Genomic DNA, 13,415 nt, shown 5'->3' on the forward strand with positions numbered 1-13,415 from the left:
TGACAAGATGCCTGAGCATAGCAAATCTTGTGTTGCCGACTGATCGTTTTTAGCACTGAGCTGATCGTTTTAGTGGATAGATCATGCGATATGCCACAGGATAAAGCTTGAAAAAATCAGACAAAGCAGCACATCATGTAAAGAATGCAGCAAGAATAGGATGACTCGTGAACCCAAACGCAAGTGAGCATATCGAGAAAATTTTGGCAAATATGACCCAATTGCCAGGGGTTTACCGTATGTTGGGTAAAGACGGGGAATTATTATATGTCGGCAAAGCCAAAAACTTAAAAAACCGAGTGTCGAGTTATTTTGTTAAAACCATCGAGCATCCTAAAACGCAAGCTTTAGTGGCGCGTATATATGATATTGAAACTTTGGTGGTGCGTTCTGAAACCGAAGCATTATTGCTTGAACAAAATCTGATTAAGCTGCATCGCCCACCGTACAATATTATGCTGCGCGATGATAAGTCCTATGTTTATATTTTTGTTTCGGCAGATCAGCCTTATCCGCGCATTGCCAGTGGGCGCGGCAAAGGCAAGCATCAGGTCGGCAAGTTTTTTGGGCCATATCCGAGTGCGTACAATGCCCGCGATACTTTGGTGGTGTTACAAAAACTGTTTAATGTGCGGCAGTGTGAAAACAGTTATTTTGCTCAACGGCAGCGTCCGTGTTTGCAATATCAGATCAAACGCTGTTCGGCACCGTGTGTAGGATTGATTTCGCCCGAAGAATATAAAGAAGATGTTAATAATTCGATTCGATTTTTACAGGGCGATAGTAAAGAACTGAATCAGCAATTGATTGCTAAAATGGAAGCTGCAGCCGAAGCGTTGGAATTTGAAAAAGCAGTCTTTTACCGTGACCGTATGGCTTTGTTGCGTGATGTGCAGGCACAGCAAGCCATTTATAAACTCAAAGGCGAAGCCGATATTATCGCAATTGCTTATCAGGCAGGTGTGACCTGTGTGCAAATTATGCATGTGCGCAATGGCAAAATGCTGGGCGGTAAAAGCTATTTTCCTGATATGTTGGGCGATGATTTGGGGCAAATGTTGGCCGATTTTATTGCCAACTTTTACTTTCAGGTGGCCGATGAAATTCCAGCGGAATTGATTGTTAATGTGGAAGTGGCAGATTGCAAAGAGTTGGAACAAGCCTTACAGCAACACTTCGATAAAAAAATTCAAATTAAACATAAAGTGCGTGAAACCCGTGCCGAGTGGCAAGAATTGGCACAAATGAATGTGCAGCATGCCATTAAAGGTAAACTCGCCAATCACTTTGAATTAAATGAGCGTTTTCATCAGTTAGAGCAAGTGGTTGGACGCCCGATTGATCGGATTGAATGTTTTGATATTTCGCACACTATGGGCGAAGACACTGTGGCATCTTGCGTGGTATTTGACAGTGGTGGTATTCGCAAACGTGATTATCGACAATTTTCAATTCAGGATATTCAGGCTGGAGATGACTATGCTGCCATGCGCCAAGCTTTAACGCGCCGTTATAAAAAAGCCATGCTGCCCGATTTATTGCTGATTGATGGCGGTAAAGGGCAGTTGAATATGGCGATGGAGGTCATGCAGGAGTTAGGATTGGATGCCTTTATGATTGGGGTGTCCAAAGGCGAAGGACGCAAACCTGGTCTAGAAACGCTACATTTTACCGATGGCAGCAAAATTCAGCTGCCTGAAGATCATAAGGCGCTGCATTTGATTCAGCAGGTACGTGATGAAGCACACCGATTTGCAATTACCAAGCACCGTGCCAAGCGCGATAAAAAACGTGGCTCATCAATACTTGAAGTGATTCCGGGCTTAGGGCCAAAACGTCGTCGTGATTTACTCACCCATTTTGGTGGCATACAAGGTGTCCTGAAAGCTTCTGAAAAAGAGTTGACTTTAGTACCCGGACTGGGTGAAGTAATGGCGCGTACGATTTATAAAGTGCTGCATGAATGACTAAATTTCCTGCCTCATGCCTTATATTAGCTAAAAATCTTGCGAGATATATCTCTCACGTCGCAAACATAGACGAATTGTCAACAGACCCTATTTACTGCATAAAAAGCAGTATTTTCTACAAAGGTAAATAGCAAAAAAGTGCATTGACTCTGTCGTCATTGAACATTCACATCAGATCGAAACCCTGTAATATCAACCACAACATTGTTTAAGGAAAAGCTATGTCGTTGCTACAGACCTATCAAGCCATTGCCGAGCAAGAATGGATAGACATCCCGCTTGGGTGGTTACAGGGGCGCACTATTTATGGTGGATTGGTGGCAGGTTTGATGATGCAAAAAGCCCAGCTTTGTATTGCCGATCCGAAAAAGCGCTTGCTAAGCAGCAGTGTCACGTTTGTCGGACCTGTTCAACAAGGTCGGGCACGGCTCACGGCGGAAATTCTGCGTGAAGGCAAATCTGTGACCAGTGTCGAAGTTCGTTTATGGCAGGATGATGCAGTACAAAGCATTTTAATTGCCAGTTTTGGTGCGGCACGTGAATCCAGCATTGTGGTGCAACAAGAACGTACTGCGCCCAATTTTCCACCTGCAACGGAATTGCCTGTTACACAGCATCATCCTTTAGCACCTGAATGTTTTCAGCAGATGGATTTGGTTTGGTCTGAAGGACAATATCCGTTTACTGCTAGTCATAAACCTGATTTTGCAGGCTGGATGCGTTTTAACCCAAAACAGCATACGAATCGTGCCATGACCATTGCCGATTTGATGGTGGCTTTTGATATGTGGCCGCCTGGAGTACTGCCGATGTTTGAGCAGCTCGCTCCTGCCAGTTCACTGACTTGGCATGTGACCTATGTCAATCCTTTGCAAAATCAGCTGCAAGATTGGATGAAATATAAAGTTTTTACCGATCATGCTAGCGGTGGTTATGCCACAGAATATGCGCACTTATGGGATGATCAGGATCGGCTAATAGCGATTGCCCGACAGACCATCACCGTGTTTGCCTAGTGACACCTACTAGCATTTCGTATAAAGTGAAGCCTATTCACGATGACAAATCCTCAAAAAACTTGTGAATATGCAGCGTAAAGAGGGGAAACATTGGCGGTGTCTATGACAACAGGTCGTATCCTGAACATTCCAAATATATTAACTTTGGCTCGAATCGCCTTGATTCCTGTTTTTTTGTTGGTGGCGTATTGGCCGCCTGCAATGGGCGTAAATGGTTATGATGGTGGCATGACGCGTCATATTATTTTGACGTCTATTTTTGTGATTGCTGCTGTGACCGACTGGTTTGATGGCTATTTGGCACGTACTTTGAATCAGACCTCTGCATTTGGGCGCTTTTTAGACCCTGTGGCCGATAAACTTATGGTCGCTGCGGCATTGATTGTTTTAGTGCAATGGCAACCGACTATTTCTATGGCTTTTGCCGCGATTGTAATTATTTCCCGTGAAATTACCGTATCTGCCTTACGAGAGTGGATGGCTGAACTCGGCGCACGTACCAGTGTGGCGGTGTCTACAGTGGGGAAATATAAAACAGCATTCCAAATGATTGCGATTTCAGTGTTCTTATTGAACTGGCAACCATTGGAAATGGTGGCTTATTTGTTGCTCTATACTGCTGTAATTCTAACGCTTTGGTCGATGTTTATTTATTTAAAAGCGGCATGGCCATATTTGAAACAACCTTAAATATCGTGATTCTTCATTAAAAAGTGCTTCTGATTGAAGCACTTTTTGATTAACTATGGGTTTCTTCCTCGGCATCATCCTCATAAGTTTTGGCAATTTTTTCAATATTTAAACTTTTTGCCATCGCATCAAAAATTTCTTTATAAACCCCATTTTGATGATAAAGCGCATCATGTTCGCCATGTTCCGCAATCCTGCCATCTTTCATGACATAGGTGTAATCGGCATCAATAATTTGCGATAAGCTATGTGAAATGATGATGACCGTACGCCCTTGTTTAATTTCATCGAGGCTTTGTTTGATTTGTTCGGTTGCAATGGCATCCAGACTAGCAGTCGGTTCATCTAAAAAAATAATAGGTGGATTTTTCAGGAACATACGTGCAAGGGCAATCCGTTGTTGTTGACCGCCTGAAAGCATGAGGGCATCTGCGTCATAAGCCTGAGGCAATTGCAAAATTTGTTCGTGAATAGAGGCTTTTTGGGCTGCCAGAATCACATCTTCCAAGCTTGCATCAGTTTTGCCATAACGAATATTTTCAAAAATAGAGCCTTGGAAAATATGATTTTTTTGCAAAACCAAGCCGATATGGTCACGCAAATATTGAGTGTCGATGTGGTTAATATCAATCCCATCGAGCTGAATTGTTCCCTGTTGTGGTTCATAGAATTTATCTAATAAACTGATCAGGGTAGATTTTCCTGCTCCCGACAAACCCACCAATGCGGTAATTTTATTGGGCTGAATCTGCATTTGAATGTCTTTGAGTGCATGATGTCCATTCGGATAAAAAAAGTTTACCTGTTGCAGATCAAACTGCCCTCGAATAACTGGTTTAAGCGTACCACTTGGCTCAATTTCATGCTCGGCTTCCAAAATTTGAAAGAAGCTTTCTGAATAGATCATTGCATCATTGACTTCATCATAAATACGATGCAATGAGCGAATTGGGGCAGAAACATTGCCAAACAGTAACACGTGATACATGATCATGCCGATGCTCATTTGTCCATCTAACACAAAATAAGCAGTTAAAATAATAATCAGCACCACGCCAATTTGTTCAATAAAGCTTTTTAAACCATCAAATAAAAAACTGGTTTGGCGAGTCTGCATTTGATTGTGGGTCAGTTTTTTCTGCAGGGTGAGTTGTTTTTCTGCTTCAATGCTTTCTCTGTTAAATGATTTAATCACGGTAATTGAGTTGATGATGCTGAGAATCCCTTGGCTTTTTTTCTCACGTCCATCGCGTAAATTACGTCGCCAGCTTCCTAGTTTTTGTGCCTGCTGATAGGTCAGCCAAAAATAAATAGGCACAATGAGTGTCGCGACCAAGCCCACGTAAACATTGGCATAATACATTAAGCCCAAAGCCACAATTGCACTGGTAAAGAGTGGCAAAATATCAATAAAGAAAATTTGCACTAAGCGGGTGAGCGAACCCATGCCACGATCTATACGTGTTTGTAATTTACCTGCTTGGTTGTTGTCCTGATTAAAAAAGGCCAGTCGATAACGCAAAAATTTCTCAATAATGCTCTGTGCCAAATCTTGTGACACAAAAATGCGTAGTTTTTCACCATAAAACTTCTGTCCAAACTGCACAAAGGCATTGATGATTTCTTTACCCAGCAAAATGGCTGAAATGGTGATTAAAATGTGCCAGCCTGCAGACAGACCTTGTCCTGCCTCAATTAAGGCGTTAATACGGTCAACAGCGTATTGTAAAGTTAGTGCATTGACTTGAGCTGTTAATGAGCCGATGAGCGTTAAAACTAAGGTAGCAATCACCAAGAGCTGATAAGGTCGAACGAAGGGACGCAATTTTTGAAATAAATGCCATAAATTCATAAGCTATTATTGTTATAAGAACGATGATTTTAAGTCTAAGGATGAACTTCACGACTCACAAGCCAAAAAGCTGTGTCATTTTGTGAGCAGTCCTGATCCTTGTTTTAGATTAAACAATAAGCTATTCAGCATAGGAATGACCATGAATCTAGAATTGTTTGCACCTGAGCGTTGTGACAACGTACTGCCTTATGACGGCATTGTGCAGGACTATGGTTTGGTGCTGAGTGCGGAGCATAGTGAGCGTTATTTGCAGTATTTTCTGCAACATTTGGCATGGCAGCCTGATGAAGGTCTGCTCTTTGGTCAGTATTATCGGACACAGCGCCAAGTGGCATGGTATGGCGATGAGCAGTATCAATATCGTTATTCGGGAGCAGTTAAGCAGGCACTGCTATGGCAGCCTGCTTTGTGGCGATTGAAACAGCAAATTGAACAATGGGTCGGGCATCCCTTTAATTCATGTTTGGCCAATTTATATCAAGATGGTACGCAGGGCTTGGGTTGGCACAGTGATGATGAGCCGAATTTAGGCAGACACGCTGTCATTGCATCTTTGAGTTTGGGGGCAACCCGTAAATTTTGTTTTCAGCATAAACACCGCGCCAACAAGGTTGAGCTACTGTTGCACAGCGGTCAGTTGTTGGTCATGCGTGGCACGACACAACACTATTGGAAACATGCCTTAATGAAGTCCAATAAAATTATACAACCCAGAATTAATCTGACCTTTCGCTATTTTCACACGGCTATTGAATAAAACTTGATTTAGCACTCTAAATCCTTATTCAGAAATAAATTTTAATTGTATTTAAATTCAGTGCTTTAAGGTATCAACAACCTAAATCTTTAAGTGAGTTCTATACTAAAACTGGTATTCAGTACTTCCACCTGTTTTTCAATTTGTTCTGCATTGTCCTGCAAAATTTCAATCAGTTTTTGCAAATTGACAAATTCAAAACGGTTTTTAGATGCCAGCAGCGTCAATGCATAAGGTGCATCTTTAGATGAAAAACGAATCGGTACAGATAAGCCTGCAATTTCTGCATCGAGTTCGCCGTTAGAAAAATAATAGCCTTGTTTTTTGATTTTGCGCATTTGCTGCAAAAAGTCATCTTCATCTTGTGCAAAATTGACTTGTGCCAATTCGTTAGAAAAACGTTGGTAATAGTCTAAAATTTTAGCTTTAGGCAGATGTGCCATAATAATTTTTGGCGATGAGCCGACATAAACAGGACGTGGGCAGCCGCGACCATAAGACAGCAAAGGCGTATCTTTAAAGATTTCGTGATGCACATCAATGCAGGAATCTTGATTGAGTTGGGTCAGTAAACAGCAAAATTCAGTACGTTCCGCAATTTTTTTCATAAACGGAATACTGATGGTGACCAATGGATCGGTCGTGCGAGAGATAAAATCCAATACCGCAATTTTTGGCCCAAGGGTGTAATCTCCCGATGTGCCACTCATGCGCTGCAACAACTCTGCTGAAACCAACTCTTTTAAATAGCGGTAACTGGTAGGCTTAGATAAACCAAGTTCCTCACTAATGGTATCTACATTAATGACAGGACGTGCGGTTGAAAATAAGTCTAAGACTGTGAGAATCTTGCCAAAGCTAGACAGTGCCATGCGGATTTACCCATTCACACCAAAAGGATGGTGTCACTTTATATCAAAAAATCGCCAGACCAATAGACTTTTTAAAGATGGTCTTAGGCATTCTAACGATCAATATCCCAATTCTTTCGTTTGTCGTTGTTATCTATTCAGAAACAGGATTTAAGGCTGAATGCCGTGAGGCTCACGATACCAGCTTTCAATCAATAGTGCTGCGGCAAGACTGTCGGCTGCGAGCTTTTTGCCACGCCCTTGGGCTTGATAATGATCAAGCTCATCACGTGCTTCACGTGTGGTTAGGCGCTCATCGACCATTAGGGTGTTGATATTGCTTTGATGGCGTAAGCGTCTGGCAAACTTACGTGCACGGGTAGACAGTTCCGACTCGCTATCATCCATATTTAAAGGTAAGCCCACTAGAAATAATTGTGGCTGATGTTGCTTGATGATTTTCAGCAAGTTTTCCCATTGTGGAATGCCATCTTTCATGGGGAAGAGGGCGAGTGGGGTCGCACTTTCAATCAGTGCCTGCCCCACAGCCATGCCCATTTTTTGCGTACCGAAGTCAAATGCCATAATGGTTTGGGCTTGTGTTGTTTCAGGCATGACCAATCTCTGAAGATAACCATGTTGGATCTACGCCCATTTTACGATAAGCGGCATCCCAACGGTCGTCATAAGGTAAATTGAAAATCAAGTCCATGTCCGATTCACAAATGAGCCAATCGCCACGGGCAATTTCTTGTTCCAGTTGCTGTTTGCCCCAACTGGCATAGCCCAAGGCAATTTGGTAACGTCCAACGCCTTCGTTGTGGGCAATCGCATCTAAAATATCTTTAGAGGTGGTGATACAGACATTTTCACCAACAGCGATAGATGAATGCCAAGTTGGCTGCCCTGTGTGTAAAACAAAACCTGCCTCAGGTCGTAATGGACCACCTTGTAGAACTTCGTGAGGATGCACATTATCTGCGTCTATATCTAAATCATTGAGTAATTCTTTGATTTGGATACCCGATGGACGGTTGATAATAATGCCTTGCGCACCGTCTTCATCATGACGTGCCAAATAGATGACGGTGTTTGCAAAAAACTCATCATTCATATCGGGCGGGGCTATGAGACAGCGATGCGTCAGATATTGTTTAGTCACCTAAGCAATTCTCCTTAAAAACAGTTGCTTCTAGAAAAACCTATTCCTTTAGGATACACGTTACTTGAGCTTTGTGATTTCACCAAGCTCTTTTTGTGACAGCGTTGGTTTTTAAGCCTGTTGAAACTTCAATTGGCGTAATTGTTTGGCGTGTTGCAGGGTGGTGTCATTAATTTCAACGCCGCCTGTCATGCGTGCCAATTCTAAAATACGCGCATCTTCTTCTAATTCAACAATGGTGCTGCTGGCAGGGTCGGTCTGACGCTTTTTCACTAAAAGGTGTTGATCAGACTGTGCTGCCACTTGTGCTTGGTGGGTAATACATAAAATTTGAACGTGTTGCGCCAAACCTGCGAGTAAGCGCCCCACAATTTCTGCGGTACCACCACTAATCCCGACATCAATTTCATCAAAAACCAAGACTTCGGCTTCGGTTTTTTCGGCATTCATGACTTGCATAACCAAGGCAATCCGCGATAATTCACCACCAGAAGCCACGCGTGCCAATGGCTGTGCAGGAATACCTTTGTTGGCGGTAAACAATAATTGAATAAAACTTAACCCTTCCGCAGAAACTTGTTCTAAAGGTTCAAATTTAAATTCAAAATGTGCCTCAGGCAGTGCCAATTGTTTAACTTGCTCGGTTAGTTGTTTAGCGAGCGGTGCAGCTGCTTCACGACGGATGTCATCTAAATGTTGTGCTTTGGCTAAAAAGTCCTGATGTGCCACTTCGACTTGTTCTGCCAAAGTTTCAGGGTCTTCAAGTTCATGTAAAGCAGTGAGCTCAGTTTGCCAAGTATCAAATTCTTGTTTTAATAATTCAGGTTGTGTGCGGTATTTACGCGCTAAACGATGAAAGACTTCTAATTTTTGATTCAGTTCTTCCATGCGCTCTGGATCAAAGCTTTGACGATCAATAAACTGACGTAAATTGGCTGTCGCATCATCTAATTCACTTTGCGCATTTAACAATGAGTTATAAATTTCTGATAATTGTTCACTTCGTCCCGCATGCGATTCCAAGCGGCGAATAATCGAAGCAATTTCCTGAGTGATGTTTTGCTCGGCTTCGTCTAAGGCATTTAAGCTATAACTGCAGTCCTGCATGATATGTTCATGATGGCTTAGGCGATCAAACTCTTGTTCAATCTCCTTATAATCGATTTGTACCAGTTCTTCGAGTTCTTCGAGCTGTAAGTTTAGAGTTTCGATGCGCTGCTTGCGAGTTGCCTGTGCATCCAGCGCCGCCTGATGCTGTCGGATATTTTTTTGCCAGGTACTATAAGCATCACGTACTGCTTGGGCAGGGGTATAAAAATTATAATAACGATCAAGCCAGTGCTTTGGATAAGGCGGTTCGAGCAATTGTTGCTGACTGTGCTGACTGTATAACTGTACCAGTAAGCGTCCAATTTCTTTCAGCTCTGCCAAACTGCTTGGACGACCATTAATCCATGCTTTGCTGCGCCCTGTGGCAAAAATTACCCGACGTAAATGGATTTCACCAGACTCATCATCTAATTCATGTTCTTTTAGCCATTGTGCTTCAGGGCTATTGTCCTGATAACTGAAACTCGCGGTCACATCGGCTTTATCTGAGCCAAAACGTACATAATTGGTATCGGTACGTTCACCTAAACAGGCAGAGAGCGCATCTAAAAGTAAGGATTTACCTGCACCTGTTTCCCCTGTCAGAACGTTAAAACCTGTTTCAATATCCAGTGCTAAGTGGTCGGCAAGGGCAAAGTTAATCAGTGTTAAATGAGTCAGCATAAACGCATCCAAGCTGCGAAAAGTGTCAGTGAAAGAGAGTCAAGTTTTGGAAATGCCATAACAAGGCTGTTATTTTCTTCTATTTAATTCTAGCTTAAATTGCAGCGCAAACAACAAAAAATGTACCCGATAAGCATCATATATAAAACACATGATCATTTGATCATTTCATTGGATGGTCATTAAATTGCAGTATATTCACTTGGGGAGTTTTCGGTGCTGCTTGATATGGTGGAACTTAAACGATATAGATACTATTCATGATCTGTTTCACATTCAGATTTAGCACTTTAGTGGGGAAGAATCTAGAGCAGAGTACTTTGCATGCCTCTGGCATTGGCTTAGACTGTGCTGTCAGCGTGTTGCATGCTGCGTATTGAAACATTGTTCAATTTACGCAAAGCCCACTGTAAACACAGATTGATTAGTTCTGAGGACAGAATTAAACTACATCAGTCAAAAATATAAAAACGCGTTACCTGGAGAATACGCATGTCAGCTCAGTTTGATCATGTATCAGTTGTGAAAAAGTCGAATGTCTATTTTGGTGGGCAATGCATCAGTCACACGGTGCAATTTGAAGACGGTACCAAAAAAACCTTAGGGGTAATTTTACCGACTGAACAAGCCTTGACTTTTGAAACGCATGTACCTGAACGTATGGAAATTATTTCAGGTGAATGTCGTGTCAAAATTGCCGATAGCGAAGAAAGTGAATTATTCCGCGCGGGTCAATCGTTCTATGTGCCTGGCAATAGCCGTTTCAGCATCGAAACCGATGAAGTGCTCGATTACGTGTGCCACTTAGAAGGCTAATCAGCCGATAATAGGGTATTGAATTAAGATTTCATTTTTCTCCTGCTTGAGCACCCAATCAAGCGGAATTGAATCAAGAAATTTTCACCCGAATCGGTTAAACTAGATCTTATTGAAATCCTGTAAAGTCAGCTTTGCAGGATTTTTCGTTTTCGCTGGTTTATTGGTGCATTAATTAGAGGTCGTTCATGGCAAAACCTGAATATTATTATGGCGTTCACTCGGTGGAGTCATTATTGGAGCTTGAGCCAGAGCGCGTCTTAACTCTTTTTACCTTAAAAGGGCGTGATGATCAGCGTTTACAAAAGATTTTAGAACTTGCCGAACCATTTGGCATTAGTGTGCAAAAAGCCAGCCGTGACAGCTTGGAAAAACTGGCAGGTTTGCCTTTTCACCAAGGAGTGGTGGCTGCAGTACGCCCACATCCAACTCTGAATGAAAAAGACTTGGATGCCTTGTTGCAGGCTGATAGCAAGCCTTTACTTTTGGCGCTCGACCAAGTCACCGACCCGCATAACTTGGGTGCGTGTATCCGTACTGCCGCTGCGATGGGGGTTACTGCCGTGATTGTGCCGCGTGATCGTTCAGCAAGTTTGACCCCAACTGCACGCAAAGTAGCTGCAGGTGGTGCAGAAAAAGTCAAATTTATCCAAGTGACCAATTTGGCACGTACTTTGGCGCATTTGAAACAAGAGTTTAATGTGCGCGTAGTGGGCACCATGTTGGATGAAAAAGCCTTGCCAATTCAGCAGTTCGATTTTACTGGTACTGCGGTATGTGTGGTGATGGGAGCAGAAGATACGGGCTTACGTCCAATTACTCAGTCACAATGTGATCAAACCGTATTTATTCCTATGGCAGGCAATTTGCAAAGTTTAAATGTCAGTGTTGCAACGGGGATGGCACTTTATGAAGCCTGTCGCCAGCGCCAAGCTTAAGTACAGATGCTGGATTTTTTATTGGATTGATGCTTTAACATAGTGATTCATTTATCTCCCCAAAAGCAGGGCTATGCCTTGGTATTGGTCACCATGTGTATTTGGGGTGGTTTTACCTTAACCGCACGGCTCAATGCACAATGGCAGATCAGTGCTTGGGATATTACTGCCTTACGTTTTGCCTTGGCTTTTTGTATTTTAATGCCGATCTTAATCTGGAAAAAAGATACGGCATTTTTATGGAAAAAACAGCCATTTATTTTGGCAATGATTGGTGGGGTGGGTTATTGCCTGACCGCCTATAGTGCATTTCATTATGTCCCTGCCGCACATGCCGCTATCTTTCTGAATGGTTGTATTCCTGTCTGTACAGCTATTGCCGCTTGGGTGTTGTTCCGTATTCCATTTGATCGACATACTTGGATCAGCATTGCGATTATGCTTACCGCAATTGCCAGTATGAGTGTGTTGATGTATCAAGAAACAGGTGTCGCATTCGGTTTGGGGGATGGCTTGTTTTTCATCAGTGCCATCTGGTGGGGCATCTTTACTGTTTTACTTAGACAATGGAAGCTCTCGGCATGGCATGCCATGGCAGGTGTAGCAATCTGGTCGGCAATCGTCTATGTGCCAATCTACCTGCTGTTTTTCCCAAAACAACTTGGCGCACCCGAACCCATGCATTTATTGCTACAAACCATTTTTCATGGTGTATTCGTCGTGATTATTGCCACCTTAACGTATGTTGAAGCAATTAAGCGTTTAGGTGCATTTAAAGCGGGTAGTGTTGTGACTTTGGCGCCATTTATTGCCGCCATTCTTGCAGTGCCGTTGTTGGGTGAGCCTTTGAGCTTGGCAATTTTGTGTGGTTTATTGGGGATGGGGATTGGCGCGTTGCAACCTTGGCGTTGGTGGGCTAGACCTGATAGCTTAAAAGCACAACTAGAGCAGCAAAAAACACACACAGATTAGTGTGAGGATTGATTGGCTCGAGTTAAATACTGTTGGTGTAATACCTCCAGTTTGCTATACAAATGATCTAAATGCCCATCATTCAGCACAATATCATTGGCCAAGCGCTGTTTTTCAGCACGTGGCATTTGTGCCTGAATAATTTTATGAATTTGTTCAACCGTTTGACCATCTCGTTGAGATGCTCGATGAATTTGTAATGCTTCGGTCGCATCAATGAGTAAAGTGTGTTGCGTCAGTTGATGTTGATTGGTTTCAAAGAGCAATGGTGAAACTAAAATCACATATGGGCTGTTGGCCTGCTGCAATTGCTGAATAATTGACTCACGAATTGCAGGGTGAGTAATTTTTTCCAAGGCTTGGCGGGCGCTCGGTTCTTTGAAAATATGTTCACGTAAGGCACGGCGGTCAAGTTCACCGCTTTCAAGTAAAACCCAATCGCCAAAGTGTTGTTGAATTTGCTTTAAGGTAGGCTGTCCTTTTTCAACCACTTCACGTGCAACAACATCCGCATCGACCACAACAATGCCTTGGGTCTCGAACCACGCACTGGCTGCAGACTTGCCACTGCCAATTCCTCCTGTTAGACCCAAAACAAAACGCATGTGCTGT

At 42.8% G+C, this 13,415-nt stretch carries 13 protein-coding genes; 7 read left to right on the forward strand and 6 right to left on the reverse strand.

Features of this window, described 5'->3' with window-relative positions; translation table 11 throughout:
• Window positions 1-167 precede the first annotated feature (167 nt).
• The 3 genes from uvrC (at window position 168) to pgsA (ending at window position 3,679) form a co-directional block, all read left to right on the forward strand.
• Window positions 168-1,967 (forward strand): excinuclease ABC subunit UvrC, encoded by a 1,800-nt coding sequence (uvrC, locus tag FTT91_RS04205; protein WP_180169030.1) that lies wholly within the window; start codon window positions 168-170, stop codon window positions 1,965-1,967.
• Between the two features lie 224 nt (window positions 1,968-2,191).
• On the forward strand, window positions 2,192-2,986 hold the full coding sequence (locus FTT91_RS04210) for a thioesterase family protein (RefSeq protein ID WP_096901351.1): 795 nt from the start codon (window positions 2,192-2,194) through the stop codon (window positions 2,984-2,986).
• A gap of 105 nt (window positions 2,987-3,091) precedes the next feature.
• On the forward strand, window positions 3,092-3,679 hold the full coding sequence (gene pgsA / locus FTT91_RS04215; protein ID WP_004975835.1) for a CDP-diacylglycerol--glycerol-3-phosphate 3-phosphatidyltransferase: 588 nt from the start codon (window positions 3,092-3,094) through the stop codon (window positions 3,677-3,679).
• Between the two features lie 49 nt (window positions 3,680-3,728).
• On the opposite strand, the gene FTT91_RS04220 is transcribed toward pgsA, so the two are convergent.
• Window positions 3,729-5,531 (reverse strand): ABC transporter ATP-binding protein, encoded by a 1,803-nt coding sequence (locus FTT91_RS04220; protein WP_180169031.1) that lies wholly within the window; start codon window positions 5,529-5,531, stop codon window positions 3,729-3,731.
• Window positions 5,532-5,673: 142 nt separating this feature from the next.
• Here FTT91_RS04220 and FTT91_RS04225 point away from each other — a divergent pair, with 142 nt between their 5' ends.
• Entirely contained in the window at window positions 5,674-6,291 is a 618-nt protein-coding gene (locus tag FTT91_RS04225; protein WP_179993499.1) for an alpha-ketoglutarate-dependent dioxygenase AlkB, read from the forward strand.
• 89 nt (window positions 6,292-6,380) lie between these two features.
• On the opposite strand, the gene FTT91_RS04230 is transcribed toward FTT91_RS04225, so the two are convergent.
• From FTT91_RS04230 to recN, 4 genes are all read right to left on the reverse strand, one after another.
• Window positions 6,381-7,163 carry an IclR family transcriptional regulator gene (locus FTT91_RS04230; RefSeq protein ID WP_004975841.1) on the reverse strand — a complete coding sequence of 261 codons (783 nt, stop codon included), beginning with the start codon at window positions 7,161-7,163 and terminating at the stop codon, window positions 6,381-6,383.
• A 150-nt stretch (window positions 7,164-7,313) separates the two neighbouring features.
• A complete protein-coding gene (ruvX, locus tag FTT91_RS04235) occupies window positions 7,314-7,757 on the reverse strand; it encodes a Holliday junction resolvase RuvX (RefSeq protein WP_104852952.1) in 444 nt (147 codons plus the stop codon).
• On the reverse strand, window positions 7,750-8,304 hold the full coding sequence (locus tag FTT91_RS04240) for a YqgE/AlgH family protein (RefSeq protein WP_004975844.1): 555 nt from the start codon (window positions 8,302-8,304) through the stop codon (window positions 7,750-7,752). The genes ruvX and FTT91_RS04240 overlap by 8 nt, the downstream gene beginning before the upstream one ends.
• 111 nt (window positions 8,305-8,415) lie before the next feature.
• The gene (gene recN, locus FTT91_RS04245) at window positions 8,416-10,077 is read right to left on the reverse strand and encodes a DNA repair protein RecN (RefSeq protein ID WP_154321118.1); all 1,662 of its coding nucleotides are present in this window, start codon (window positions 10,075-10,077) and stop codon (window positions 8,416-8,418) included.
• Between the two features lie 492 nt (window positions 10,078-10,569).
• Here recN and FTT91_RS04250 point away from each other — a divergent pair, with 492 nt between their 5' ends.
• From FTT91_RS04250 to FTT91_RS04260, 3 genes are all read left to right on the forward strand, one after another.
• Window positions 10,570-10,893, forward strand: coding sequence for a pyrimidine/purine nucleoside phosphorylase (locus FTT91_RS04250; RefSeq protein WP_004975854.1), 324 nt, complete (start codon window positions 10,570-10,572; stop codon window positions 10,891-10,893).
• 188 nt (window positions 10,894-11,081) lie between these two features.
• Window positions 11,082-11,831 (forward strand): 23S rRNA (guanosine(2251)-2'-O)-methyltransferase RlmB, encoded by a 750-nt coding sequence (rlmB, locus tag FTT91_RS04255; protein ID WP_004975856.1) that lies wholly within the window; start codon window positions 11,082-11,084, stop codon window positions 11,829-11,831.
• A 42-nt stretch (window positions 11,832-11,873) separates the two neighbouring features.
• Window positions 11,874-12,803, forward strand: coding sequence for a DMT family transporter (locus FTT91_RS04260; RefSeq protein WP_168417587.1), 930 nt, complete (start codon window positions 11,874-11,876; stop codon window positions 12,801-12,803).
• On the opposite strand, the gene coaE is transcribed toward FTT91_RS04260, so the two are convergent.
• Window positions 12,800-13,408: a dephospho-CoA kinase gene (gene coaE, locus FTT91_RS04265; RefSeq protein WP_180169032.1), complete on the reverse strand. Its 609-nt coding sequence runs from the start codon at window positions 13,406-13,408 to the stop codon at window positions 12,800-12,802. The two genes, FTT91_RS04260 and coaE, sit on opposite strands and share 4 nt — an antisense overlap.
• Window positions 13,409-13,415: the final 7 nt, after the last annotated feature.

Source organism: Acinetobacter sp. YH12021 (assembly GCF_013420145.1).
Classification (GTDB): domain Bacteria; phylum Pseudomonadota; class Gammaproteobacteria; order Pseudomonadales; family Moraxellaceae; genus Acinetobacter; species Acinetobacter towneri.